Genomic DNA, 24,264 nt, shown 5'->3' with positions numbered 1-24,264 from the left:
CGGAAATCATGAATCCGGGGGCAAGGGATAGTCGGGGATGTCGAGGCCCAGGGTCGGGATCTCCTGCAGGCGCCGCCAGGCCCGGGTGACCCGTTCGGGGGGGCGGGCCCGGGTCGCCGCCGCCCACTGGCGGAACGGTTCGAAGCGCTGCTCGTCGATCAGGCCGGCCAGCTCGGGCACGCAGGTGATGTGGGCGTCGGCCTCGTAGAACAACTCCTCGAGGGCTACCTCCCCGAGGACGAAGCGCAGGTACAGCTCGCTGGTGGTGATGTCTTCGACGTACTCGCCGCAGACGCGGCAGAAGTAGCCGGTGTCGCACTTGGCCATGGGCCGGGCCTCCTTGGGGGAGTATACGGGTGATGATCGACCTGCCCCTCCCGGCCGGCACTCCCCGGAAAACTGTCGAGTGGCTCGTCGCCGCGCGCCCGGCCGCCGCCGCGCGTCGGAGCGGCGGGTCAGCCCATGGGGCGCCCTGCGCGCAGCCCAAGGCGCTGGATCTTGCTGCGCAGGGTGGAGACGGGCAGGCCCAGGAGCCGGGCGGCGCCGCCGGGTCCGGAGATGCGGGCGCTGCTCTCGTGGAGGGCGCGGAGGATTTCCACTGCCAATGCCCGCTGCCAGCGGGGGAGGTGGGGCGGGAGGCGGTAGCCGGGGACGGTGGGGACGACGCCTCTTCCGTCCGGGGGCGGGCCGGCCGTCGCGCCCGATCCTTCTTCCAGTTCCAGGTGACGGCGCCCGATGCGTCGGCCGCCGGCCAGGATCGCGGCCCGTTCGAGCCGGTTGCCCAACTCCCGCACGTTGCCGGGCCAGTGGTGGGCTTCGAGGGCCCGCAGGGCGGCGCCGCTGAGCTCGAGCCGGGGCATGGCGTTGCGCTCGGCGATGGAACGCAGCAGGTGGTGGGCCAGCAGGGGCACGTCCCCGGGCCGGTTCCGCAGCGGGGGGAGGGCGATGGGGAAGGTGGCCAGGCGGTAGTAGAGGTCTTCCCGGAAGCGTCCCTCCCGGGCCTCTCGCTCCAGGTCCCGGTGGGTCGCCGCCACCACGCGCACGTCGGCCTCCAGGGTCCGGCTTCCGCCCACCCGCTCGAAGCAGCGCTCCTGGAGGACCCGCAGGAGTTGGGCCTGGGCGCCGGGGGGCAGCTCGGCCACCTCGTCGAGGAAAAGGGTGCCGGAGTGGGCCAGCTCGAAGCGTCCGGGGCGCTGGCGGTCGGCCCCGGTGAACGCTCCCTTCTCGTGGCCGAAGAGTTCGCTCAGGGCCAGCTCCGGCTGGAGCGCCGAGCAGTTGAGGGCGATGAACGGGCCGGCGGCCCGGGCCGACCACTGGTGCAGGGCCCGGGCGGCCTGCTCCTTGCCGGTGCCCGTCTCGCCGGTGAGCAGCACGGTGGCGGGAGTCGGGGCCACCAGGCGGATCTTCTCCACTGCCTGGCGGAAGGCCGGCGATTGGCCCACCAGGCTGGCGCCGACAGGCCCCCGGGGGTCGAGGCTGGCGTGGGTCGCCGCGAGGCTGGCTTTCTGGCGGGCCAACTCCCGGCTGCGGGTCTCGGCGGCGATGGCCCGGGCGGCGACCACGGCCAGGGCCCCGATGGCCCGCACCTGCCCGGGAGAGAAGGCATCGCAGGCGGCGGCATCGAGGGTCATGGCCCCCACGGTACGGCCCCCGGTTCGCAGGGGCGCGACCAGGCAGGAGTGATCCCCCGGCAGGTCCAGGGCTTCGGAGAAGGTGTCGGGCTCGTCGTGGTGGTGGGTCTCGCCGAACAGGGTGGGCGTGTCCCGGGCCAGGGCGGCGGCCAGGCGCGGGCGTCGGACGAGGTCGATCTCGAGCCGCGCGATCCTCTCGGTGGCCAGCGGACCCCGGGCCGCGGCGACCCGCAGGCGGCTGTCGCCCACCAGGGCCAGGGCCGTCACCAGGTCCGCCCGGGCGATCTGGTCCACCGCTTCGAGCACCGCGGCCAGGGTTTCTTCCGGGAGAAAGGTCATGGCGATATCTCGCGAGTAGCGAAATAGAGTACACAACAGGGCGATATATCGCGACACCGACTTTTCCGGAGAAGTTTCGGCTGTGACCGTAAAGCGCTTTAATTCAAATACTTCGATGTGATTCAGGCGTTCCTGGAGACGCTGGCACGCCTCGTGCATATCCCCGGGCAGCGGGATCGGGATCCCCCCGGTTCCGGAAGTGACGGAGAACGCCGACCATGACCCACGCCATGAACGAGCCCCTCGAAGATTCCACCGTCGTCCCCGCTCTCTCCCGCCACGTGGCCGACGCCGCGGTGCTCTACCAGCGCCTGCGGGCCTTCCACTGGATGATCCGGGGCAACGCCTTCTTCCAGCTGCACGCCTTCTTCGAAGAGCAGTACGACTTCTGGGCCCAGGCCACCGACGATCTGGCCGAACGGATGCTGGCTCTCGGCGGCCGGCCGCCCCTGACCCTGCGGGAGATCCTCGCCACCGCGAGCCTCGGCGAGCGCAGCCCTCGCGCCGCGGCCGGGGAGATGATCCGGCAGTACCGGGACGATCTGCGGCATCTGCGCGACGCCCTGGCTGCGACGATCACCGCCGCGGAGGCGGAAGGGGACCGGGCCACGGTCAATCTGCTCGACGGTCTGCGCGACAACGCGGAAAAGACCCTCTGGATGCTTGGAGCCTTTCTCTCGGGCGACTAGCAGGCCGCCGGCCACGGCCCGCGTTCGCGTGGCTTACCGCCGGCCCCGGGGTCGTGTGGCCGTGGCCGCCCGGGTTTGACAAAGCCGCCGCCGGCGGGTGTCATGGCAGGGACAACCTCCCGCGCAAGGCCGCGTTCCAGGGCGCGGAAACGTGGAGCAGGGCGATGCCGATTGACGAATCCACCGTCGAGAAGACCTACGACCGCATGGCCCGTTTGCTGGACGGGATCGTTCCCGACTTCGAGCTGAAGGTGAAGGCCGAGCTGGTGTTCGAGATCAACCGGCTCAAGCGGGAGCGGGGCGCGATCATCCTCGGTCACAACTACATGGAGCCGGCCCTCTACCACACCGTTCCCGACGTGGTGGGCGACTCCCTCGAACTGGCTCGGCGCGCCGCCGAGACCGACGCCGAGGTGATCGTTTTCTGCGGCGTGCGCTTCATGGCCGAGACGGCGAAGATCCTCAACCCCGGTCGGACCGTGCTGCTCCCTTCGGCCAAGGCCGGTTGTTCGCTGGCCGAGAGCATCACCGCCGAAGACGTGCGCGAGTTGCGTCGTCGCTTTCCCGGTGTGCCCGTGGTGACCTACATCAACACCTACGCCGATGTGAAGGCCGAGTGCGATGTTTGCTGCACCTCGTCCAACGCCGCCTGGGTGGTGGAATCGATGGGTACCGACCAGGTCATCATGATCCCCGACGAATACCTGGCTGGAAACGTGGCCCGGGAGACCGGCAAGCGGATCATCTTCCCGACCGATGATCCCACCAGCGTGCAGGATCCCGACCTGCAAGTGGAAGTGATCGGCTGGCGTGGTCGCTGCGAGGTTCACGAGGCCTTCACCGTCGATGACGTGCGGCGGGTGCGGCAACAGTTCCCGGACGTGGTCGTCCTGGCCCACCCCGAATGCAGTCCCGAGGTGGTGCAAGCTTCCGACTACTCGGGCAGCACCTCTCAAATGGTGGACTTCGTCCGCACCAGTCGGGGCGGCCGTTACCTGCTGCTCACCGAGTGCGCCATGGGCGACAACATCGCCGCCGAAAACCCGGGCAAGGAAATGGTTCGCCTGTGCTCGATTCGCTGTCCCCACATGAACGAGATCACCCTCGAGGAGACCCGCGACGCCCTGCTGCACGGCCAGTACGCCATCGAGGTGGACGAGGCGGTGCGCTTGCGGGCCAAGCGCTCTCTCGATCGGATGCTCGAAATCGGCCGGCCGCCCCGGGCGGCCATGCGCCCGGCCTCCTGAACCGTGACCTCGGCCTGGGAGACGGCCCGCGACGGCGGCCTGCTGAGTGCCGACCTCTCCCACTGGGGGTTGCTCGCCGTCAGCGGTGCCGACGCCACCACCTTTCTCCACAACCAGCTCACCTGCCAGGTGAAAGAACTCGGCGCCGCTCGCTCGACCCTGGGTGCCTACTGCAACCCCAAGGGGCGGGTGGTCTCGGTCTTTCGGCTCTTCCGTAAAGGTGACGCCTGGATCCTGCGCCTGCCCGGGGACGTGGCGGGCCGGACCCGTCAGCGGCTCGAACTCTACCGCCTGCGGGCCCGGGTGGAGATCGAAGACGCGCGGCCCCTGGTGGCGGTGATCGGGGTCGGCGGCGGGCAGGCCCCAGCCCGGCTGAAAGAGCTGGGCCTGCCTGTTCCCGGGGACGTGGATGGTCGCGTCGAGGTGGACGACCTGGTGGTGTTGCGGGTGCCGGGTCTGTTCCCCCGCTTCGAACTCTACTGCTGTCCCTCCCGCCGCGAATCCCTGTGGGAGGCCCTGGGCGCCGGCAGTTTACAGACGGGGCCGGAGATCTGGCAGGCTCTCGACCTGCACCTGGGGTTGGCTCCGATTCACGAGAGCACCTCCGAGCGCTTCGTGCCCCAGGCCCTGCGGCTCGACGAAGTGGGTGCCGTGAGTTTCAGCAAGGGTTGCTTTCCCGGGCAGGAGGTCGTCTCCCGCCTGCATCACCTGGGTTCTTCCCCCCGTATCGCCTGCCTGTTGCTCGGCCCCCGGGGCAGTACGGTGGAGCCGGGTACCGAGGTCTTCGCCGAGGGGCGGGTCGCCGGGACCCTTCTCGAAGGCTGGCCCGACGCCGACGGCCACTTGCGGGCCATGGCCGTGGTCGGCCGCGAGGCTCTGGGGCGTGGCGAACTGCGCTGGTCGGCGGCGGACGGCGCAGTCTGCCGGGTTCTCGACTTCGACGCCGTGTAGGGCGTGCCCGGGGGGCCATGCCGCCCGGTTCAGCCCGGGGGCTGCCCGGTCCCGCTTGTCGGACGGAGACGACTCGAGCCGGGCAAGCTGCTGTCGTGGCCTCTGCCCCGCGCCCTTGGGCGGTTGGGTGCGGCTCGATGTCGAAGCGCGGGAGGTCCTGGGAGGCGGTCGGGGTGAAACGCCGGGCGCGGGTTGATGCGCATGGCGTGTCGGTGCCCGGGTTGGGAGGGCATCCGGCACCGGCCAAGGTCCTCGTCGATCGTCGAAAGCGTGTCCTGTTCCGCCGGGCATGTCCCCGGATGCGGGAGACCGAGGCCCGGCGCGGCTTGTGGAAGGATTTCGTGAGGGCGGGAGGTTGCCCGGAGTCCTACGTCGACCCGGCACGAGTGGAAGGGCCAACGGGCGCGGGTTCGAGCCTGGTCGGGGACGCACGGGCGAATGATGGCCGGATCTTCCGGGTCGTTGCAGCAGGGGAGCCGACACCGCGACAGGTTGATGCGTCGTCTCCGAAAAGCCCCTTCCACGGCCGCGGCGCCGGGTGGCTGCAGAGGGCAACCACTCGCGTTCGGGGATACGTCACCCCGTCGCGGGACGGGTGCCGGCGTCAGCCGTTTCCCGCGGGCGCAACACAGTATTTTTTGTGTTTCTTCCTGCCGAGACCGCTGTGTTAATATGCCGGCAAGTCGGCTCCATGGGGCACAATTCCGCAGGTCGGACGCAGGTCGGAGTGCCCGGGCGGGTGTCACCGGAGCCTCGAAAGCAAAGGGAGGTGCTCATGGCTCTGATCGGTCCCCTGGGAATCAGTGAGATGATGGTCGTTCTCCTCGCCCTTCTTGGCTGGAGTCTGCTCCTGGTCTGGCCCGCCTGGAAACTCTGCACGCGGTTGGGTTTTCCCGGATGGTTCGGTCTGGCGATCCTGGTGCCCCTGCTCAATGTCATCGCGCTTTACTACGTCGCGTTTTCCGCCTGGCGTTCCGAACCGCCGCAGTGACCCGCGTCGTCTTGGTGGCACGTCGCGGAGGCGGGAGGCTCATCGGTCGTCGAGCGCGCTGCGAATGACGCGGCAAAGGTCGGGCATGCCCACGGGCTTCTGGATGAAGCGCACCTCCCCCTCCTCGACCAGCCGGCGGCTTTCTTCGCCGAGGGGATAGCCGCTCATCAGAACCAGGCGCAGGAGCGGCTGCCTGCTCCGGAGTCGGCCGAGAAGGGCGAGGCCGTCCATGTCGGGCATCACCATGTCCGTCAGCACCAGGGCGAATTCTTCCCGTGCGACACGGTCGAGAGCCTCGCGCCCGCTCGCCGCCGTCTGGACCGCATAGCCCTGGCTTTCGAGCATGGTTCCGGTGACCTTCCGCACGATCGGGTCGTCTTCCACCACGAGGAGGCTTTCTCCCCGGCCTTCCGTCGTGATGGGAGCGCCGGGTTCCGGTCGCGATTCCGGGGCGTCGTTGCGCAGGGGCGGGAAGTAGATGGAAAAGGTCGTTCCGCGTCCCGGTTCACTCGAAACCGCGAGGTGTCCTCCATGCTGTCCCACGATGCCGGCCACCTGGGCCAGGCCCAGCCCTGCGCCTTCCCCGGCTTGCTTGGTCGAGAAAAACGGCTCGAAGATGCGTCCGATGTTGTGGCGGGGAATGCCTGTGCCGCTGTCGCGGCAGAGCAGGCGGACCCACTCTCCGCGTACCGGGCTGCCGCAGATGGTGCAGGTCACACCTTCTACGGATGGCTCCAGTTCGACGCCCAGTTCGATCTTGCCGCCCATGGGCATCGCGTCCCGGGCATTGACTGCCAGGTTGGTCAGCACTTCCTGGATCTGGACCCGGTCGCCCTCCACGAGCACCTCGTCGTTGGAGGGGCGGAACTCCACGTCGATGGTTTCGGGCAGGGTGCGCTCGAGGAACGTCACGGTTTCACCGCAGAGTTCCCGGAGATCGAGGGCGCGGGTCCGGCGCACGGTTCGGCGGGAGAAGTCGAGGAGCTGGCGAACGAGTCGGGCGGCACGCCTTCCTGACGTGCTGACCAGGCGGAGATGCTCACCGACGTCTCGAGGGAGGTCTTCGCGCTGCTCGAGCAGTTCGGTGACGCCCAGAATCGCGGTGAGAATGTTGTTGAAATCGTGGGCGATGCCTGCCGAGAGCTGCCCCACCGCAGCGAGACGTTCTCGTCGTACCAGCCGGCTCTGAGCCTGCTGGAGTTCGTCGAGCAGGGCGAGTTTCTGGAGCGCCAGATTGACCTGTCGGGTGACGGCGTCGAGGAAGACGAATTCTTCCGGCTTCCACTCCCGCCGCCGATGGACCTGGTTGAGGGCCAGCAGGTAGTACCCGTCGTCCCGGAAGAAGAAGGGATACCACAGCAAGCTGCGGATATGCATCTCGCCGTGGAGCAGAGCCACCGATCCCTCTTTCACCAGGCTGCTGTGAGGGTTGTCGTCGTGACTTTCAATCCAGTTCCTGGTTTTCTGCAGGTACGCGACGCTGCGGCGGAAGAGACGCAGGGGGTAGGCGGCCCGGGTCGCGGGGACCTGGTCGCCGCCGCGGGGAATCCACTCGCAAAGCCCCTCGGCCACGTCGTCGTTCAGACGGATGTCGTAGATCAGCGTGCGGTCGGTTTCGAGAATGGTGCCGAGGAGGCGGGCGATGGTATCGAGCAGGGCGTCGGTTTTCTCCTCCGCCAGGATGGCGTCGGTGATTCGGTTCAGGGCTCGCGAGAAGCGTAGCTGCTGTTCGAGCTGATGGGCGACACGGCGCTGCTCGGTGATGTCGACGATATAACCGAGGAACCGGGTGGGTTCCCCGGTCGCGTCGCGGCGAATGGTGGTGTAGTCCAGAACCGTGAGTGTCCGGCCGTCGCGGTGAAGCAGGCGGTAGGGACGGTGGACGAAGTGCCCGGCCCCCGATCGCCCATGCTCGTCGACTTCGCGGGTGACACGCTCGAGGTCGCCGGGGTGGATCAGGTCGGCGTAGGCCGGGTTTCCGTGGAGAAACGCCTCCGCCGAGTATCCGAGCACTTGGTCCACGTTGGGCGAGACGAAACGGACCGGCCAGGAAGGAAGGTTTTCCCATTCGAAAAGAACGACCGGACCCCGCGCGAACAACTCTTCTTCCCACCGGGAAAAGGTGAACGGCTCACGGCTCCCCGTTGTGGGGTGATGGGTTGTGGGGTGATGGGATTGCACAAACCCTCCCGGCTTGCCCTTGGGCTCCATCATAGCAAACCGGCGAGAGGGTCGACGCTTCAGCGCGGAGACACGGCGATCGTCCGCTGGGGCCAGCCTCGCAGGCGTGCCGTCCGCTCCACGAGCAGGGGCAGAGCGCTGGCGTCGCGACCGATGAGCAGGAGCACGGCGGCCCCGCTCTTTCGGGTGGCGGGGACGATCCAGCCCGCGCTCCGCGCGCTTGGGGGGACCGCGAAGTGCGCCGCGGGGATCAGGTCGCCGTCAGGCAGTCGAGCAGTGGTCATTTCCTCCGCGGTGAGCAGCCAGATCAGGGGTTGGCACGGGTGACGCGCGAGGAACGTCCTGCCGTCGGGATGATCGGTGGCCACCCCGAACTGGGCCCGACCGGCTGCCGAGCGCATCAACGGGCGCAGCACGTCGAGGCGGTTTCCGCGCGCGAGGAACGCAGCGTGAGACACGAAAAAGGCGATGGGTGTCGACCCGGTGGTCGGCGACCCGGCGACGGCATCTCCGACCAGGTCGGGGAGCCGGCTGGAGTAGCTGCGCGGACTGTGGATTTCCTGGCGCACCGCGGTGTAGATGCGGTGGGCAAAACGGTCGATCGCGTCGACGTGATACCAGCGATCGCGGAAGGCGAAGTGGTTCGGAGTCAGGGTGGCGCGGGCGACACCCTGGCCGAGCGCCGTGGGCAGTCCTTCGTGCAGCAGCGTCTGGGCCAGGGCGCCGACCGCGCCGCGGGCCATCAGGCGGCGGGCGAAGGCATCGCGGACCCTGGCCGGTTGGCGTCGGAGCAGATCGTGGGCCAGCTCGTGAAAGATCACCTGGGTCTGATCCGCGGGGCCGTCGGCCGGGCGGATCTCCACCAGCAGGAAGCGTCCGCTGGCCTCGGCGTGGGTCGAGCCCTGTTCGAGCAGGCCGACGAGATGAACCACCGTCGGTCGCGACGGGTCGGCTTGCACCTCGAGGAAGTGCGCGAAGCGCAGCATCAGGTCCTGTACCGGCCGCGCCCGCAGCCAGCGCTCGAATCGCTCGTGGAAGGGGCCGAGAAAGGCCATCCGTGGCCAGAGCCTCCGAAATCGCGGTTCGAAGTGGGCCAGGACCCGGCGCACGGTCGCTGCGTCGGCGGGGCCCACGACGGGGGCCAGGGCGCGCTCGAGCTGCGGCAAGGTGTCACTGCGCAGTACGGCGGTGTTGAAGCGCTGCCGCGCGGAGAGGCGGGGAAAGCTCGTCGGAAGGCAGCTCTGCGCGTCTGGCAGCCGGTCGGGGCGGACGACGGGCTCGGGCCGGGTGCGCACCTGCCGGTAGGCTTCGAGCTGCGCGGCATCCGCCGGGGAGGGCGGGCCAAAGGTCTTTTCCCATTGCCGCTGGTAGACCGCCCGGGTCTTGCCGATCGAGGTACCCGCCAGGTTGTCGACCCAGTGGAAGAGGTTGACCAGGTAGGAGACCCGGGCCTCGATCGGCCAGGTCTCGGCGGCGGGCGGCGTGTCCGCCGCGGCCGGTCGGGATGCGGCCGACAACCTGGACGTGCAGGCCGCCGCCAGCGCGGCGGCGGCGAGAAGACCGACGATGGGAAGCCAGGGGCGCACGGCGGGGGAAGATACGGGGGAAAGGCGGTCGGGGCATCCGGGAAAGAGATCCGCGGGCTCTTGTATCGCTCCGGCGGGTGTTCGATACTGCCCCCGACCCGTGACGGATCGGGCCGGAATGTCAGTGGAGGAATCGATCATGCGCGCCGTGTCGTCTCGCACCGCTCTCGTCGTGGCCCTGGCCCTGCTGCCGGCGGTCGGTCCCGCGCTCGCCGAGGAGTGCATCGAGTGCCATACCCAGGTGACGCCCCGGATCGTGCAGGACTGGAAGCTCTCGGCCCACGCGGAGATGTCCATCTCGTGCTCGATCTGCCACGGTGCCGACCACACCAGCGCCGAGGATGTGGCCGAGGTCGATCTGCCCACCCCTGACACCTGCGCCGGCTGCCACAGCGTCCAGGTCGACCAGTTCCGGGCGGGCAAGCACAACTTCGCCTGGGCCGCGGCCAAGGCCATGCCGACCACCCACCAGCTTCCCCTTGCCATGCGGGAGAAGGGGCTCAAGGGCTGCGCGGGTTGCCACAAGATCGGCTCGAAGAGCGAGGCGGAGATCCTCGAACTCAAGAAGCAGGGAGCCGGCTTCGGTGTCGCTTCCTGTGATGCCTGCCATACCCGCCATACCTTCTCGGTCAAGGAGGCCCGGCAACCCCAGGCCTGCCAGACCTGCCACATGGGTTTCGACCATCCCCAGTGGGAGATGTACTCCAGCTCCAAGCACGGCGTTCGATTCCTGCTCAAGCAGAATGGCGTGCTGGACGAGCAGACCGCGGCGCCGACCTGCCAGACCTGCCACATGCCCGACGGCAACCACGAAGTGCGCACCGCCTGGGGCTTTCTCGCCGTCCGGCTCCCGTTGCCCGAGGACCCGCAGTGGAAGGCCGATCAGGTGACGATCCTGAAGGCCCTGGGCGTGCTCGACCCGGAGGGCAAGCCCACCGCCCGCCTCGACGTGGTCAAGGCGGCCGATGTGGCCCGTCTCGACCAGGCCTCCTTCGACAAGGAGCGCAACAAGATGATCGCCGTCTGCAGCGACTGCCACTCGGAGAACTTTGCCCGGGAGCAACTCGCCGCGGGCGACGAGATGATTCGCGAGGCCGATCACCTGCTGGCCCAGGCGATTCGCATCGTCGCCGATCTCTACAAGGACGGGGTGCTGGCCAAGCCGGAGAGCTACGCTTATCCCTTCCCCGACCTGCTGGCCTTTCATGACGCTCCGAGCACCATCGAGCACCGGCTGTTCGAGATGCACCTCAAGCACCGCATGCGCACCTTCCAGGGGGCCTTCCACATGAATCCGGACTACACCAACTGGTACGGCTGGAGCGAGATGGTCCGCGATTTACAGGCCATCAAGGAGATGGCCGCCGACCTCCGCAGCGGGTCCTAGCGGAGGGAAGGCTCTGGCAACGAAGCGCCCGATTCAGGGGGCGAGGGTGTAGAGGGATCGTGTTTTCAGGCAAACCCTCACCTGCTGCCCGGGGCTGAGGCCCATGTCCTGGGCCGCGCAGATCGGTAGCCGCGAGACCGCCCGCAGTCCCTCACCGGTGTGCACGTGTACCTGCACCCGGCCGTCGAGGCGCAGGATCTCCTCGATCACGCCTCCGAAGACGTTCTCTTGCACCTGGGGCCGCAGGGGGCGGTCCGGGTGCAGGATCATCACCTCCTCGGGGCGGATGCCCACCAGGCAGGGCTCGCCCACCGGGGCGGGAGGCCGGTGGTCGACCCGCAGCCGGTAACCGAAGGCCTCGACTCGCAGGAGCGTGCTTGCAGCACCGGCCTCGACGACCCGGGCGGGCCAGAGGTTTTCCGGTGCCAGGAAGCGGGCCACGGCCAGGTCCGCCGGGCGGGCGTAGAGCTGATCGGGGGGGGCCACCTGGCAGAGCCGGCCGCCGAGGATCACCGCGATTCTCTCGCCGAGGAGAAAGGCTTCCTCCCGGTCGTGGGTCACGTGCACCACACTCTGGCCCAGTCGCCGGTGCAGGTCCCGCAGCAGGAGCTGGAATTCTCGCCGCAGGTGTGGATCCAGGGCCGCACAGGGTTCGTCGAGGAAGAGCTTTTTCGGTCGGGTCAGCAGCGCTCGTCCGAGGGCCACCCGCTGGCGCTCACCCTGGGAGAGCGAGCGCGGATCGCGGCGATCGAGCAGGGGCCCGAGGTTCAGGGTCGCCGTCAGGGTTTCGAGCAGCGCCGGGTCCGGTTCGACACCCCGGCAGTCGAGGGGAAAGAGCAGGTTCTCCCGCACGCTGAGGTGGGGCAGCAGGCCGATGTCCTGCGGCACGTAGGAAAAGCCCCGTTTGCCGGCGCGGATGCTCCGCACCTCGGTCCGGCCCAGCAGCGCACGGCCCCGGGTGGGCTGGTGCCAGCCGATCATCGTCTCGAGCAGCACGCTCTTGCCCGCTCCGGAGGGGCCGACGATCACCAGGTACTCCCCCTGGGCGACGGAGAGGTCGATGGGGCCGAGAGTGAACCCGCCGAGGCGCACCTCGAGGGCTTCGAGTCGCAGCACCGTGCTCACCGGCGCCACCCCACCACCTTGCGCAGCACCAGCAGCATCACGCCGGCCACCGCCACCAGGATCAGCGACAGTCGCGCGGCTCCCGCCAGCTCTCCCGACTCCAGGGCGAGAAAGATCCCCGTGGAGAGGGTTTCCGTCCGGCCGGGAATGGTCCCCGCCACCGTCACCGTGGCGCCGAACTCACCGAGGGCCCGCGCGAAGGCCAGCACGGCGGCGGCCAGCAGCCCCGGGCGGGCCAGGGGGAGGGTCACCCGGGTCAGCACCTGGCGGCGGCTGGCGCCATGGAGTTCGGCCAGGCGCTCGAGACGGGTATCGACGTCGGTGAACGCGGCTTCCGCGGAGCGGACCACCAGGGCCACGATCACCGTGAACTGGGCCAGCACCACCCCCGGGAAGCCGAAGAGGAAGCCTCCCGCTCCTTCGAGCCAGGCCCCGGGGGGATCGCGCAGGAAGAGCACCAGGGCGGTGCCCACCGCCACCGGTGAGAGCATGGTGGGCAGGTCGAGAAGGGTGGTCAGCAGGGTACGCCCCGGAAAACGGTGCCGCGCCAGCCAGAGCGCTGCGGGAACGCCCAGGGCCAGGGCCAGCCCGGTGGCCGCCAGGGCCGCGGCCAGGGATGTCAGCAGCAGGGACGCAAGGGAAAAGGTCGCCGGCCGGCCCGCGTCGGCGGCTGCCAGGCGCACCAGGGCGACGATCAGCGAGAGCAGGAAGAGCGACAGAACGACCAGGGTCGTCAGCGCCAGCTTTCCGGCCATGCCTTCGGGCGCGGCGTGGGGGGCGCGGGGGCTGGATCGTGCCCCGCTCACCGGGTCCGGGGCTCCTGGCGTGACTGCTCGAGCCAGGCCTGCGCCTGTTCCCGGCTGGTCAGGTAGCCGTGGCGGCGCCAGATCTCCCGTCCGGCGTCACCGGCCAGCCAGGCCAGAACACGGCGGGCCAGGGCGGGCCGGGCACTGAAGCGGGTCACCGCGCCCGGCACCGTGGCCAGTCGCGGCCGGAGTCCGGGGGGCAGGGGGTGGGCCTCGACCCGATCGGGAAACCAGGCTTCGAAGACCCGCCAGCCGATGATGCCGTCCACCGAGCCCATGGCCAGGAGGTTGGCCAGCGCGGCGCAGGAGCGGGCCCGGCCCAGGCGCGGCAGCAGGCTCCGCTCGAGCCCCGCGCGCTGCACCAGTTCCCGGGCGTAGAGACCCACGCAGACGGTGCGAGGCTCGCCGATGGCGGCGCGGATCTCCGGGCGGGCGAGGTCCGCGATGGACGTGATCCCGCGGGGATTGCCCCGCCGGACGAGCAGTGCCGGGGCGAGCCAGGCCAGCTCTGTGCGGGTTGCGGGGTCCACCAGGTCCCGCGCGATGGCTCGCTCGAGAAAGTCGTGGCTGCCCGGGAGGTAGATGTCACCCCGGTGGGTCAGTTCCAGGCGAGAGAGCAGGCTCCCCGAGCCGCCCAGGTCCAGGTCGATTTCCACCCCGAGAGCCGTGCGCAGTGCCGGCAGGGCATCGGTGAGGACCGGTTTGGAAGCCGATCCGGCCAGGATCAGCAGGCGGGGCGCCTGTTCCGCGCTGCCGGCGGTGAGGCTCGCCGCCAGCAGCAGGGTGGCCGCGATCCACCGGGTGGAACGGTCCAAGAGGTCACCTCTCATCCCGCGGCGGTGGAACCGCCGCGGTGGCGGTCGGCTTCCGGGTGGGCGGTCTCGCCCCGCAACAGGCGCACGGCGTGGGGCAGGGCGGAGCGGATCGCTTCCAGGTTCTCGGTGGCGGCCTTGAGGCTGCCAGGCAGGTTGACGATCAGGCTGTTGCCGCGGATCCCGCAGACGGCACGGGAGAGCAGGGCATGGGGCGTGACCTCGCGGGATGCCGCGCGCATGGCTTCCGCCAGTCCCGGCACCTCTCGCTCGATCACGGTGAGGGTCGCTTCGGGGGTGATGTCCCGCGCCGCACAGCCGGTGCCGCCCACCGTGAGCACCAGCTCGCAGCCGGCGTCCACGGCCTGGACCAGGGCTTCGGCGACCTGCTCCCGCTCATCGGGAACGATGCCCGCCCGGATCACCTCCGCGTCGAGACCGAGCTCGAGCAGGGCGGAAACGGCAGGCCCCGCCGTGTCCTGGGCGTCCCCCCGGTGACAGCGGTCCGAGATGGTCAGTACCGCCGCCCGAATCTTGTGCCCTGCGCTCATGGTGCCTCCTCGGCGCGGTACTCTCCGCTACGTCCTCCGGACTTGGAAAGCAGCCGCAGGCCGTCGAGGGTCATGGTTTTCGAAAGAGCCTTGAGCATGTCGTAGAGGGTCAGTCCCGCCACCGCCGCCGCGGTCAGGGCTTCCATCTCGACGCCGGTGGACCAGCGGGTGGCGGCGCTGGCCCGCACGCGGATTCGCGTGCCCACGCGCTCGAAGTCCACGGCCACGTGATCGAGGGGCAGGTCATGGCAGAGGGGGATCAGGTCGGCGGTTTTCTTGGCCGCCATGATGCCTGCCAGGCGGGCGGTTTCGAAGACGTTGCCTTTCGGTGTGGCGCCATCGGCCAGGGCCGCCATGACTTTTTCGCCGACTTCGAGCCAGGCCTCGGCTTCGGCCCGGCGCGGGGAAGGGGGCTTGTCTCCCACGTCCACCATGCGGGCGGCGCCGGAGCCGTCGATGTGAGAAAGGTCGTTCATCACCAGCACTCCAGGGGGTAGCAGGGAACCATGGTACCGGCGGACGTCTCGCCATCCGGCTCGATGCGCACCAGGGTCTCGGCCCGTGCGGAAGCGGTCAGGTCGTGGGAGCCCTTCCAGGGCAGGACTTCCACTTCCGGGCCCCGTGCTCCGCGCACCAGGCGTCCGGTGCGCAGTTCCGTACGTCGGCGGGCCCGGGGGGTGTCGGCGGCCAGAGGCAGGTGCAGAGGTGGACCGAAGGGAGCTTCCACGCCGCCCAGTCGGCGGGCCAGGGGCAGACCGAAAAGGCGCCACCCCACCAGGCTGGCCAGGGGATTGCCGGGCAGGCCGAGCACCCAGCTCGCGCCGACTCGAGCGGCGAGCACCGGTTTGCCGGGCTTGAGCGCCACACCGTGGAAGAGGATCTCACCTCCCAGTTCCGCCAGCACCTGGGGCACCAGGTCGTAATCGCCCACCGAAACGCCTCCCGAGGTGAGCACCAGGTCGGCGGCGGCCAGGCAGCGCTCGAGGGCGGCGCGCAGGGCGTCCGACTCGTCACCGACGGTCGCCTGGGTGACCACGGAGCAGCCCGCCGCGGCGGCCAGGGCGGCGAACATGGGGCCGTTGGTATTGCGGATCTGACCCGGCCCCGGTCGTACGGAGGGATCCACCACTTCCCGGCCGGTGCTCAGCAGCGCCACGGTGGGGGAGGAGAAGACCTGTACCCGGGCCGCTCCCCCGGCGGCCAGCAGGGCGGTGAGCTGGGGGGTGATCCGCTCGCCCTTCGCGGCCAGCACGCTTCCGGCGGAAAAGAGTTCGCCGAGCCGCCGCACGTGAGCACCCGGCTCGAGGGGCTCGAGCCGGACCCGTCCGTCTTCGAGACATGCGGCCATTTCCTGGGGCACGACCGTGTCGGCTCCCGCGGGCAGCGCCGCGCCGGTGAAGATGCGCGCGGCGCTGCCCTCCGGCAGGGGAGCGGGAGCGGCCCCCGCCGGCACCTCCTGGACCACCGGCAGGGGAGTGCCCGCTGCCAGGTCCTGGTGGCGCAGGGCGTAGCCATCCATCGCGGAGATGTCCGCCGCGGGAAGGTCGCCGTCGGCCCGCACGTCCGCAGCCAGGGTACGGTCCCGGGCCTGTTCGAGGGACCGCCATTCCGGCTCGAGGGGGGAGACCGCGACGTCGAGAGCCTGCACGGCCGCGTCGAGATCCAGCATGACCGCATCATACTCCGCGGCCTGCCCTTTGCACTGCGAAAGGCCGTGGTTTGCATCGTTTCATGCCGGGAAAAGCGGCTGACGGGAGTTCATGTCGAGGTAAGTTCAGGGCTGACGCCGGCCAGGCGTCAAACGCGTGCTTTCCGGTGTTCATCCCGGTGAGTCGATCCTTCCGGGGCCGTGGGCGCAGGTAGAGGAGGCCCTGGCGGCCGCCCTGCGGCGTCTCGAGATCTTGGTGGAAGAGGCCCGCGACGACGACTTGCGTCCCGGACGACGAAGACTAAGTTGACCGTTGGGAGTGTTAGCGGCTTTCCCGTCGCCTCTTCGAAAGCCGCCGTTGGAGTGGGAGGGCTGCTCGTGGCGAGGCGTCTGCGAGTTCGTATCGGCCGGAGCCGGGATCCCCGGGCCAGGGGGGCGGCTGCCGAGATCCGGGAGCAGACGGCACAGGACGGGTTGAGCCTGGCGTTTCTCTTCTGTTCCCCGCGGTACGACCTCGACGCGTTGGGCGCGGCCATCGACGAGCTTTTCGACTGCCCGGTGCTGGCCTGCACCACGGCGGGCGAGTTCTCCTCCGCCGGCTATACCGACGGCGGCATCGTCGCGGCGACCCTGGCTTCCGGGGAACTCGAAGTCCAGACCCTTTTCATCGATGACCTGGAGGACTTTTGCGGAGATCCGGTCCGTGATCGGACGCGAGAGGCGCTGGCCGACCGTTTCGGATGGAAGGGCCCTTCGTCCAGGGGCGCTTTCGGCCTGTTGCTGGTCGATGGCCTGGCGATGGTCGAAGAGCGCCTGGTCGCCGCGCTCGATGCCGGTTTCGGCGGGCTCCCCATCGTCGGCGGTTCGGCGGGGGACGATCTGGCCTTCGAGAGGACCTTCGTCTATCACGCCGGGGGCTTTCATTCCAGCAGCGCGGTCTTCGCTCTGGTGGAAACCACTTTGCCCTTCAAGGTCTTCAAGAGCCAGCACCTGTCGCCCACCGGGCAGCGGATCGTCATCACCGCCTCGGACCCGGATAAGCGTACGGTCCGCGAAATCGACGGACTGCCCGCCGCCGAGGCCTTCGCGGCGGCCATCGGCCTGAGCGCGGAGGAACTGACCCCGGAGGTGTTCTCGACTCACCCGGTCATGCTGCGGGTCGGTGGAGAGTACTACGTGCGCTCGATCCAGAAGGTCAACGAGGATGGCAGTCTGACTTTCTACTGCGCCATCGACGACGGCCTCGTGTTGACCGTGGCTCGGGGAGAGGACTTGCTGTCCAGCATGGCCGCGGTCTTGGATGATCTGGAGCAGAGCGTGCCGAACCTGGCCCTCGTACTCGCCTACGATTGCATTCTGCGTCGCCTCGAGGCTCAGCGGCGGGAACTCGGCGAGAAGATCCGGAGTCTCGTCGGCTCGCGTCCCCTGGTGGGTTTCAGCACCTATGGCGAGCAGTACGGTTCGCTGCACGTCAACCAGACTCTGACCGGAGTGGCGATTGGGCGATGAGCGGGCGGCCGGGCGACCCCCTCCCGGGGGCCAACGAGCGGAAGATCGAGGAACTCGAGCGCCGCGTCGCGGCCCTGGAGAAGGTCAAGCAGGCGTTGATGGCCCGGGTCGAACGGAGCGTGGACTCCGCCGCCGGCGCGTACTCGGTCTTCGAACGCAACATTCTGCTCCGCAAGCAGGTTGAGGAGCGTACCCGGCAGCTCGAGGAGTTGAATCGGGAGTTGGTGCGGGCCAAGGAAGCGGCGGAAGCCGCCAGCCGGGCCAAGTCGGAGTTCCTCGCCTCGATGAGCCACGAACTGCGGACGCCCCTCAATGGAATCATCGGCATCGGGCAGGTTCTGGAGGGAACGCGGCTCGATGCCGAGCAGCGGGAACTGGTGAGAATGCTCAACAGTTCCTGCCTCCACCTGCTCTCGTTGATCGGGGACATCCTGGATTTTTCCCGCATCGAGGCCGGACAACTCGAACTCGAGAAGGTGCCTTTCGATCTCGAAGGACTGGTGCAGAGTGTGCTGGAGACCGTGTCCTCCGTGGCCCACGCCAAGGGTCTCGAACTATGGTCTCAATGGCCCGATGGACTTTCTCCGCATTTCCTCGGCGATCCCGGCCGCCTCCGACAGATGCTGGTCAACCTGGTGGGCAACGCCATCAAGTTCACCGGGCAAGGCGGCGTGGGTGTTCGGGTGGAAGTGTGCCGCCGCGGGGAAGGGCGCTCGACGTTACGCCTGAGCGTAGAAGATACCGGGATCGGCATTCCGCCCGAGCGCCACGATCGGATCTTCGCCGCGTTTTCCCAGGTTGATGCGTCCACCACGCGCAAGTACGGAGGCACCGGCCTGGGCCTGGCGATTTCCAGGCGGCTGGTCGAAGCCATGGGCGGTAGCCTGGACTTCGAGAGCAAGCCGGGGAAAGGGACCACATTCCACGCGCTGCTCCCCCTCGACGAGGCGGAAGTCGAGGGAGGCGATACGGCGCCTGCGCCATGGCGTGACCTGGCGGTGACTCTCGACTCCGGACCGACCCCGGCGGGCAGGATGCTGCGGCGCAAACTCGAGCAGTTGGGTGTCGTGTTGACGAGTGGTTCCGGCAGGCCGCAGGCGCTTGTGGTCGATCTGCCCCTCGCGCAAGAGGCGGCCATCGATCGACTGGAATCGATCGAGGAGGAACCGGGGCCGGTGATCGTGGTGGCCGCCGCGGGAGCCAAGGAGTGGATCGAACGGATCCTGGCCCCAAGGCCCCACCTGGTGGTGTTCAAACCGGCGGGAAGGGCGTCGCTGGCCTATGCCCTGGAATGGGCCTGCTCGCAGACCGGCCGGCACGGCGGGTCGCCGCAGGAGGCCCCCGTCATCCCCCGCCCGTCGCAACGCTTACGTCGCCTGCCCCTGCTGCTGGTCGAAGACAACCCCGTCAATCAGGTCGTAGCTCAGCGGCTGCTCGCCAGGCACGGCTTTCACGTGGACCTGGCGACGAACGGCCGGCAGGCCATCGAAGCCGTGCAGCGCAAGGCGTACGGCGCCGTGCTGATGGACTGCCAGATGCCGGTGATGGATGGCCTCGAGGCGACGCGCCGGATTCGCAGCCTGGGGGCGCCATACCGGAGTCTGCCGATCATCGCCATGACCGCCAACGTGACCGAACGGGACAGGCGGCGGTGCGTACAGGCCGGCATGGATGCCTTTCTCGCCAAGCCGATTCAGGTCGAAGCGGTGATTGGCGCCATCGAGCAGTTGCTCGATGAACGCAACGGGGGCGCGGCACCGGAGGAGTAGCGCGAGGGGTCGGCCCTGTTCGCGGTTCTCCGGTCCAAGTGATCGGCCGGTTCCGCCAGGGTGGTTTCGTCGAAGGCCTGTCCGGCGATCATCGCGCGCCCGATTTCCGGCAGGCGACCCGGGCGGCGGGTCAGCGCGGCCAGGCGCTCCTGCCGAACGACACCGGCGTCGGGTCGGTCTTCGCTGCCGGCCTGGAGAGTTCCCGCCATCGCTTCGCTGCTTTCGGCGGCCACCTCCGGGTTGCCGATACGGCGGCGGGAGAAGCTCAGGGTCAACGGCCCGTCACGCTCGCAGAGGGTCATCACGACTTCTTCCCGCCGCCGTCCGTTTTTCATGGGTCCTCCTCGGGGCTGCAGCGTAACGACGGATCGAATGGACTCACCGTCCGTAGGAACCCGGCGACCCTTTTCACGGGAAGAGCGGGGCAATCCGTCCCGCAGCTCGAGTTCCCGCCTGGCTCGCAAGCCCGGGCCGGTTCGGGATACCATGATGAGCTTCTTTCCGGCTCGGGATCGGCGCCGAGCCCACCCATGGAGAACCCGGCATGGCCCAGGGGAAGCATCCGCGAGGTCTTTACGTTCTCTTCTTCACCGAGATGTGGGAGCGTTTCAGCTTCTACACCATGTTCGCCGTCTTCGTGCTCTACATGGACGAGGCGATGGGTCTGCCTTCCGGTCAGCTGCACAATACTTACGCCTTCTACAGCGGTTTCGTCTACTTCACGCCCCTGCTCGGCGGCTTTCTGGCCGACCGCTGGCTGGGCTGCCGCAAGGCCGTGCTGATCGGCGCTGGACTGATGGCGCTCGGCCACTTCGGTCTCTTTCTCGGTGCCTACGCCCTGTTCTACCCGGCCCTGGTGCTCTTGGTGCTGGGCAACGGCTTCTTCAAGCCCAATATCTCCACCATGGTGGGCAACCTCTATTCGCAAAACAGTCCTCTCCGCGACTCGGCGTTCAACATCTTCTACATGGGCATCAACGTGGGCGCCTTCATCGCCCCGCTCTCCGCCGGTTGGCTGCATCACCACGTGGGCTTCCGCTGGGCGTTCTTCTCGGCGGCGGTGGGCATGGTCCTCTCCACGATCATCCTGGTGGCCTTCAACCGCTACGTCTCCCATGCCGACGGCACCCGGGCGACAGAGGAGGGTGAGCAGGAGGTGGAACTCGAGCCCGCCGAGGAGAAGCGGCGAATCTGGGCTCTGCTGGTGGTTTTCGGCATCGTGATCATCTTCTGGACCGCCTACATGCAGTACGGCGACGTGCTGATGTTCTGGGCCCGGGACTACACCGCGCCTTTCCTCGGGCGCTGGGAAGTGCCCGCGGAGTGGTACCAGGCGGTCAACCCGGTCTTCATCATTCTCTTCACGCCCCTGGTGGTCTGGATGTGGGGCGCGCTCAACCGTCGCGGAAGAGAGCCCTCCACGGGCGCCAAGATGCTCTACGGGATGATTCTCACCGCCGTCGCCTTCCTGGTCATGGTCCAGGCCGCCAGGCTCAACGCTGCCACCGGCGAGCCGGTCGGCGCGTCCTGGCTGATCTCCTTCTACGCCGTGATCACCCTCTCCGAACTCTTCCTCAGCCCCATGGGCCTGTCCTACGTCACCCGTGTCTCCCCGCCTCGCATGCGCTCGACGATGATGGGCCTGTGGTTCGTCGCCTCCGGCGTGGGCGGTTACCTCTCCGGGTTTCTGGGACACTGGTGGGACTCGCTGCCCCACGCCACCTACTTCCTCGTCACCGTCGCCGCCAGCCTGGTGGCGGTGGTGCTGATGGCGATCAGTATCAAGACCATCAATCACGCCGAGGCGGCGTCGGAAAAGTCGACGTCGTAGGAGAGGGGCCGGGCGGTGTCCGGTTCCGGTTCCGGTTGCGGAAGGGTGCGCCGGGCGCTTGCGGGAGCGTTTTTCCGCCGGTCGTCTGCCGCGCCGAGCCGCCGACGCAACGCTCCACGGTGGAACTCTCGTGAGCAGCCCGGTTCAGCGGGGCAGGGCGTCGAGGTCGCCGGGGGTGTTGACGTTGCGCCAGGCGTCGCGCAGGGGTTCGGGCGGCGTGGGGGCGGCGATCTTGGGGTGGGTCGCCAGCCGGCGGGGGGCCAGGGGGCCGGTGGCGGCCAGTGCGGCGAGCAGGCCGGCGGTCTGGGGCTCGTAGAGGGCGAAAAGGGGTTCGACCTTCTCCGGCACCGCGGGGTCCAGGCGCGGCAGCACGCCCCAGGTTCCCGGGCGGCGCTGGTGGAGCAGCCAGCCGGCGGCCTCGGAGTGGACCAGGGGCAGGTCGCAGGCGGCGATCAGCCAGGCCGCTCCAGGGGCCCAGCGGACGGCGGCGAGCAGGCCGGCGAGAGGCCCCTCGATGCCGGGGGGGTCGGGCAGGGAGGGGAAATGCCCCGCACCGCTGCGGCCGGCTCCCAGCAGGAAGGTCTGTTCCACATGCGGGGCCAGGGCCGCGGCCACCCGGTCGACGAAGCGTTCGCCCCGATACTCGAGCCCTGCCTTGTCCTGCCCCATGCGGCGACTTCGCCCGCCCACGAGAATGCCGCCGTAGAGGGGCGGGCGGTTCCAGGCCCGGGGCAAGAAGTCGTCGAGCAGCTCGATCAGCTGCGCGGGCCGGTCGCTGTCCCAGGCCAGTGTGGCCAACACCTGCTCGAGGCCCCCGGGTCGGGGCGCGCCGCTTCCTTCGAGCCAGACCTTGGGAAGAGGCGTGGACTTGTGCCCCTCCACCAGGACCAGGTCGTGGTCCAGCAGCAGGTCCGCCAGCAGTACCGGCAGCGGTCGTCGTCGCTCGCCGTGGGTGCGGGCGAAGAGCTCTTCCGGCGAGCCCAGCAGCACGTCGGCGCCGGCCCTGAACAGGCGGTCGGAGTCCTTGCCCGGGTGATCGACCCGGAACTTGTGGCTGTCGTGCTTGACCAGCGCCACGGCCAGGCCCCGTCGGCGGAGGCGGGGAATCGTCGCTTCGAGCAGGGTGGTCTTGCCCGAGCCGCTCCAGCCGCAGATGGCCAGTACGGGGCCGGCAGGGGGCGCGTTCCAGGGAGGTTGGGGACTGGAGCCGGAAGTCACGGTAGAGATTCTCCTCGGATCTCCGGGCACGCTATCATGGAATGGATTCCTGTCGAAAAAGGAGAACGTCTTGGGCCATTCGGTGTGCGTCACCCGGGGCATTCGGGTCGAAGTGGGCAGCCGCTACCTGGCGGAACGGTCCCAGCCCACCCAGAACTTTTACTTCTTCACCTACCGCATCACCATCGGCAACGAGAGTGCCGGCAGCGTCCAGCTCATCTCGCGGCACTGGATCATCACTGACGGGGAGGGTCGGGTCGAGCACGTCCGCGGGCCCGGGGTTGTGGGCAAGAAGCCCCGCCTCGAACCGGGAGAGAGCTTCGAGTATTCCAGCTTTTGCCCGCTGACCACGCCCCGGGGATCGATGCGGGGCAGCTACCAGATGCACGATGAAGAGGGGCGCCCCTTCGAAGTGGAGATTGCTCCCTTCACGCTGGAAATGCCCCTGGCCCTGAACTGAAGGATCGGAGGGGCGGTCTCAGGGAGTCTCGGCTCCCCGAGGCGTAGCCCGCGCGATTGGCGGGTTCCCGATGCGGTGGCCGAGGGCCGCTCGGGCGGGGAGTGTCATTCCCACTCCACGTGGCCGAAGAGTTCCGGGGTCTTGCGGCGGTCTGCGCGGCTACCCCAGGCCGGGAGTACGGTGCTTTTCCGAATACGACGCATCGTCGGCTCGAAGAAGAATTCCCTTTCTCCGAAGGCGGGCTCGAGATCGTCGAGCCAGACGGCCTGCTCGTTGAAACGGGCGAAAAAAGGACGGCCTACCCAGGCCGGCTCCCGGGCCTGGATGAAGCGCAGCACGAAGACCTTCTCGCCGGCGTACTCGGCCACGCCGTCGATCACCACCTTGCCCGGGGTGGTCGACATGGAGGGGCCGCGTACGGTGCGGGCCAGGCCCGAAACCCGCGGATAGGCCTGCTGGAAGATTTCCCAGGCCCGGGCCAGGGGCACTTCGAAGTGGTGCTTGGGACCGGTGTCCCGCTCGACGAACATGTAGTAGGGCACCGCCCCGAGGCGTACTTCCAGGCGCCAGAGTTCTTCCCACACGCCGGCGCTGTCGTTGACGTGTCGCACCAGCGGCGCCTGGCAGCGCACCACGGCGCCGGTGCTGATCACGCGGCGCAGGGCCGCCTGGGCGGCGGGCGTGGACAGTTCCCGGGGATGGCAGTAGTGGGCCATCAGGGCCAGGTGCTTGCCCGCCCGGCGCACGCGATCGAACAGGCGCATCAGGTCGTCGGCATCACTGTCGGTGAGAAAGCGGTGCGGCCAGAACGAGGGAGCCTTGGTGCCGATGCGGATGCAGGCCAGGTGTTCGATGGCGAGCAGGGGCTCGATGTAGCGTTCGAGTACCGTGGTGCGCATCACCATGGGATCGCCGCCGGTGATCAGCACGTCATGCACCTCTTCGTGCTCCCGCACGTAGCGGGCCAGGGTGGCGGCTTCCCGGTTGGCGAACTTCAGCTCGTCGATCCCGATGAACTGGGCCCAGCGAAAACAGTAAGTGCAGTAGGCGTGGCAGGTCTGTCCCTGGCTGGGGAAGAAGAGCACGGTCTCCCGGTACTTGTGCTGGAGTCCCGGTACGGCGCGGCCGCGCAGGGTGGGTACATTGAGTTCCATCTGCCCCGCCGGGTGGGGATTGAGCCGCGCCTGGATCGTTCGGGCCGCCGCGAGCAGGTCGGCATCGTCGGCCCCGGCCTCGATCAGACCGGTCATCAACTCCCGGTCGGCATCGCTCAGCATGCCGGGCTGGGGAAAGGTGAGATGGAAGATCGGATCCTCTCGCAGGTGCTCCCAGTCGATCAGCTCTTCGATGACGTAGTTGTTGGTGCGGAAAGGAAAGACCCAGCTCAGGGCCTTGATGGCTGTCAATTCGCCGGGCCCCAGGCGGCGTAGCTGGGGCAGGCGGTCGAGGTCCTTGCGGGTGACGGGTTTGTATCGGCGGGCGGAAACCTTGGGGGGATGGCTCATGGTCTGCCGTTACTTTCCTTGTCGGTGC

Annotated in this window: 23 protein-coding genes; 10 read left to right on the top strand and 13 right to left on the bottom strand. The window is 68.8% G+C overall.

The window, feature by feature from the left end; all coding sequences use genetic code 11:
- Window positions 1–6 precede the first annotated feature (6 nt).
- Together Q9Q40_07680 and Q9Q40_07675 are read right to left on the bottom strand one after the other, a co-directional pair.
- A complete protein-coding gene (locus Q9Q40_07680) occupies window positions 7–327 on the bottom strand; it encodes a hypothetical protein (protein MDQ7007097.1) in 321 nt (106 codons plus the stop codon).
- A 128-nt stretch (window positions 328–455) separates the two neighbouring features.
- Window positions 456–1,970 (bottom strand): sigma 54-interacting transcriptional regulator, encoded by a 1,515-nt coding sequence (locus Q9Q40_07675; GenBank protein ID MDQ7007096.1) that lies wholly within the window; start codon window positions 1,968–1,970, stop codon window positions 456–458.
- A 218-nt stretch (window positions 1,971–2,188) separates the two neighbouring features.
- Here Q9Q40_07675 and Q9Q40_07670 point away from each other — a divergent pair, with 218 nt between their 5' ends.
- The 4 genes from Q9Q40_07670 to Q9Q40_07655 all read left to right on the top strand — a co-directional run bounded on the left by Q9Q40_07670 (window position 2,189) and on the right by Q9Q40_07655 (window position 5,848).
- Window positions 2,189–2,659, top strand: coding sequence for a DNA starvation/stationary phase protection protein (locus tag Q9Q40_07670; protein MDQ7007095.1), 471 nt, complete (start codon window positions 2,189–2,191; stop codon window positions 2,657–2,659).
- A gap of 164 nt (window positions 2,660–2,823) precedes the next feature.
- Window positions 2,824–3,906 (top strand): quinolinate synthase NadA, encoded by a 1,083-nt coding sequence (gene nadA / locus Q9Q40_07665; GenBank protein MDQ7007094.1) that lies wholly within the window; start codon window positions 2,824–2,826, stop codon window positions 3,904–3,906.
- Between the two features lie 3 nt (window positions 3,907–3,909).
- The gene (locus tag Q9Q40_07660) at window positions 3,910–4,857 is read left to right on the top strand and encodes a hypothetical protein (GenBank protein ID MDQ7007093.1); all 948 of its coding nucleotides are present in this window, start codon (window positions 3,910–3,912) and stop codon (window positions 4,855–4,857) included.
- Between the two features lie 775 nt (window positions 4,858–5,632).
- Window positions 5,633–5,848 (top strand): hypothetical protein, encoded by a 216-nt coding sequence (locus Q9Q40_07655; GenBank protein ID MDQ7007092.1) that lies wholly within the window; start codon window positions 5,633–5,635, stop codon window positions 5,846–5,848.
- 39 nt (window positions 5,849–5,887) lie between these two features.
- On the opposite strand, the gene Q9Q40_07650 is transcribed toward Q9Q40_07655, so the two are convergent.
- Window positions 5,888–7,948, bottom strand: a complete 2,061-nt coding sequence (locus tag Q9Q40_07650) for a response regulator (protein MDQ7007091.1) — start codon at window positions 7,946–7,948, stop codon at window positions 5,888–5,890.
- A 140-nt stretch (window positions 7,949–8,088) separates the two neighbouring features.
- On the bottom strand, window positions 8,089–9,615 hold the full coding sequence (locus tag Q9Q40_07645; protein ID MDQ7007090.1) for a hypothetical protein: 1,527 nt from the start codon (window positions 9,613–9,615) through the stop codon (window positions 8,089–8,091).
- A gap of 139 nt (window positions 9,616–9,754) precedes the next feature.
- On the opposite strand from Q9Q40_07645, the gene Q9Q40_07640 reads away from it, so the two are divergent.
- The gene (locus Q9Q40_07640) at window positions 9,755–11,002 is read left to right on the top strand and encodes a multiheme c-type cytochrome (GenBank protein ID MDQ7007089.1); all 1,248 of its coding nucleotides are present in this window, start codon (window positions 9,755–9,757) and stop codon (window positions 11,000–11,002) included.
- Window positions 11,003–11,035: 33 nt separating this feature from the next.
- Here Q9Q40_07640 and Q9Q40_07635 read toward each other — a convergent pair whose 3' ends face one another.
- The 6 genes from Q9Q40_07635 to Q9Q40_07610 are packed head-to-tail and all read right to left on the bottom strand — an operon-like array spanning window position 11,036 to window position 15,965.
- Window positions 11,036–12,127, bottom strand: a complete 1,092-nt coding sequence (locus Q9Q40_07635) for an ABC transporter ATP-binding protein (protein ID MDQ7007088.1) — start codon at window positions 12,125–12,127, stop codon at window positions 11,036–11,038.
- Window positions 12,124–12,933, bottom strand: a complete 810-nt coding sequence (locus Q9Q40_07630; protein MDQ7007087.1) for an ABC transporter permease subunit — start codon at window positions 12,931–12,933, stop codon at window positions 12,124–12,126. The genes Q9Q40_07635 and Q9Q40_07630 overlap by 4 nt, the downstream gene beginning before the upstream one ends.
- Entirely contained in the window at window positions 12,930–13,748 is an 819-nt protein-coding gene (locus Q9Q40_07625; protein MDQ7007086.1) for a substrate-binding domain-containing protein, read from the bottom strand. The genes Q9Q40_07630 and Q9Q40_07625 overlap by 4 nt, the downstream gene beginning before the upstream one ends.
- A gap of 11 nt (window positions 13,749–13,759) precedes the next feature.
- Window positions 13,760–14,296: a MogA/MoaB family molybdenum cofactor biosynthesis protein gene (locus Q9Q40_07620; GenBank protein MDQ7007085.1), complete on the bottom strand. Its 537-nt coding sequence runs from the start codon at window positions 14,294–14,296 to the stop codon at window positions 13,760–13,762.
- A complete protein-coding gene (gene moaC, locus Q9Q40_07615) occupies window positions 14,293–14,772 on the bottom strand; it encodes a cyclic pyranopterin monophosphate synthase MoaC (protein MDQ7007084.1) in 480 nt (159 codons plus the stop codon). Before moaC ends, Q9Q40_07620 begins: the two co-directional genes overlap by 4 nt.
- Window positions 14,772–15,965 carry a molybdopterin molybdotransferase MoeA gene (locus tag Q9Q40_07610; GenBank protein MDQ7007083.1) on the bottom strand — a complete coding sequence of 398 codons (1,194 nt, stop codon included), beginning with the start codon at window positions 15,963–15,965 and terminating at the stop codon, window positions 14,772–14,774. Before Q9Q40_07610 ends, moaC begins: the two co-directional genes overlap by 1 nt.
- A 136-nt stretch (window positions 15,966–16,101) precedes the next feature.
- Here Q9Q40_07610 and Q9Q40_07605 point away from each other — a divergent pair, with 136 nt between their 5' ends.
- The 3 genes from Q9Q40_07605 (at window position 16,102) to Q9Q40_07595 (ending at window position 19,222) form a co-directional block, all read left to right on the top strand.
- Window positions 16,102–16,254, top strand: coding sequence for a hypothetical protein (locus tag Q9Q40_07605; protein MDQ7007082.1), 153 nt, complete (start codon window positions 16,102–16,104; stop codon window positions 16,252–16,254).
- A 68-nt stretch (window positions 16,255–16,322) separates the two neighbouring features.
- Window positions 16,323–17,453 (top strand): FIST N-terminal domain-containing protein, encoded by a 1,131-nt coding sequence (locus Q9Q40_07600; protein ID MDQ7007081.1) that lies wholly within the window; start codon window positions 16,323–16,325, stop codon window positions 17,451–17,453.
- Entirely contained in the window at window positions 17,450–19,222 is a 1,773-nt protein-coding gene (locus tag Q9Q40_07595; protein ID MDQ7007080.1) for an ATP-binding protein, read from the top strand. The genes Q9Q40_07600 and Q9Q40_07595 overlap by 4 nt, the downstream gene beginning before the upstream one ends.
- Here Q9Q40_07595 and Q9Q40_07590 read toward each other — a convergent pair.
- Complete coding sequence (locus Q9Q40_07590; protein ID MDQ7007079.1) at window positions 19,147–19,557, bottom strand: hypothetical protein; 411 nt, start codon at window positions 19,555–19,557, stop codon at window positions 19,147–19,149. The genes Q9Q40_07595 and Q9Q40_07590 overlap by 76 nt on opposite strands.
- Window positions 19,558–19,766: 209 nt before the next feature.
- On the opposite strand from Q9Q40_07590, the gene Q9Q40_07585 reads away from it, so the two are divergent.
- Window positions 19,767–21,053: a peptide MFS transporter gene (locus Q9Q40_07585; GenBank protein ID MDQ7007078.1), complete on the top strand. Its 1,287-nt coding sequence runs from the start codon at window positions 19,767–19,769 to the stop codon at window positions 21,051–21,053.
- A 144-nt stretch (window positions 21,054–21,197) separates the two neighbouring features.
- Here Q9Q40_07585 and mobB read toward each other — a convergent pair whose 3' ends face one another.
- On the bottom strand, window positions 21,198–22,271 hold the full coding sequence (gene mobB / locus Q9Q40_07580; GenBank protein MDQ7007077.1) for a molybdopterin-guanine dinucleotide biosynthesis protein B: 1,074 nt from the start codon (window positions 22,269–22,271) through the stop codon (window positions 21,198–21,200).
- 70 nt (window positions 22,272–22,341) lie between these two features.
- Between mobB and apaG the strand changes: the two genes are divergently transcribed.
- Window positions 22,342–22,731, top strand: a complete 390-nt coding sequence (gene apaG / locus Q9Q40_07575) for a Co2+/Mg2+ efflux protein ApaG (GenBank protein MDQ7007076.1) — start codon at window positions 22,342–22,344, stop codon at window positions 22,729–22,731.
- Window positions 22,732–22,835: 104 nt separating this feature from the next.
- Here apaG and Q9Q40_07570 read toward each other — a convergent pair whose 3' ends face one another.
- Window positions 22,836–24,236, bottom strand: a complete 1,401-nt coding sequence (locus Q9Q40_07570) for a lysine 2,3-aminomutase (protein ID MDQ7007075.1) — start codon at window positions 24,234–24,236, stop codon at window positions 22,836–22,838.
- Window positions 24,237–24,264: the final 28 nt, after the last annotated feature.

Source organism: Acidobacteriota bacterium (assembly GCA_030949985.1).
Lineage (GTDB): Bacteria > Acidobacteriota > Polarisedimenticolia > J045 > J045 > JALTMS01.
This window is presented reverse-complemented; position numbering and strand designations above follow the sequence as displayed.

Coding starts and splice junctions, on each gene's coding strand:
- nadA (MDQ7007094.1), top strand. CDS start 2,824: ATGCCGATTGACGAATCCACCGTCGAGAAGACCTACGACCGCATGGCC.
- Q9Q40_07585 (MDQ7007078.1), top strand. CDS start 19,767: ATGGCCCAGGGGAAGCATCCGCGAGGTCTTTACGTTCTCTTCTTCACC.
- Q9Q40_07620 (MDQ7007085.1), bottom strand. CDS start 14,296: ATGAGCGCAGGGCACAAGATTCGGGCGGCGGTACTGACCATCTCGGAC.
- Q9Q40_07670 (MDQ7007095.1), top strand. CDS start 2,189: ATGACCCACGCCATGAACGAGCCCCTCGAAGATTCCACCGTCGTCCCC.
- Q9Q40_07590 (MDQ7007079.1), bottom strand. CDS start 19,557: ATGAAAAACGGACGGCGGCGGGAAGAAGTCGTGATGACCCTCTGCGAG.
- Q9Q40_07675 (MDQ7007096.1), bottom strand. CDS start 1,970: ATGACCTTTCTCCCGGAAGAAACCCTGGCCGCGGTGCTCGAAGCGGTG.
- Q9Q40_07655 (MDQ7007092.1), top strand. CDS start 5,633: ATGGCTCTGATCGGTCCCCTGGGAATCAGTGAGATGATGGTCGTTCTC.
- Q9Q40_07570 (MDQ7007075.1), bottom strand. CDS start 24,236: ATGAGCCATCCCCCCAAGGTTTCCGCCCGCCGATACAAACCCGTCACC.
- Q9Q40_07610 (MDQ7007083.1), bottom strand. CDS start 15,965: ATGCTGGATCTCGACGCGGCCGTGCAGGCTCTCGACGTCGCGGTCTCC.
- Q9Q40_07640 (MDQ7007089.1), top strand. CDS start 9,755: ATGCGCGCCGTGTCGTCTCGCACCGCTCTCGTCGTGGCCCTGGCCCTG.
- Q9Q40_07680 (MDQ7007097.1), bottom strand. CDS start 327: ATGGCCAAGTGCGACACCGGCTACTTCTGCCGCGTCTGCGGCGAGTAC.
- moaC (MDQ7007084.1), bottom strand. CDS start 14,772: ATGAACGACCTTTCTCACATCGACGGCTCCGGCGCCGCCCGCATGGTG.
- Q9Q40_07595 (MDQ7007080.1), top strand. CDS start 17,450: ATGAGCGGGCGGCCGGGCGACCCCCTCCCGGGGGCCAACGAGCGGAAG.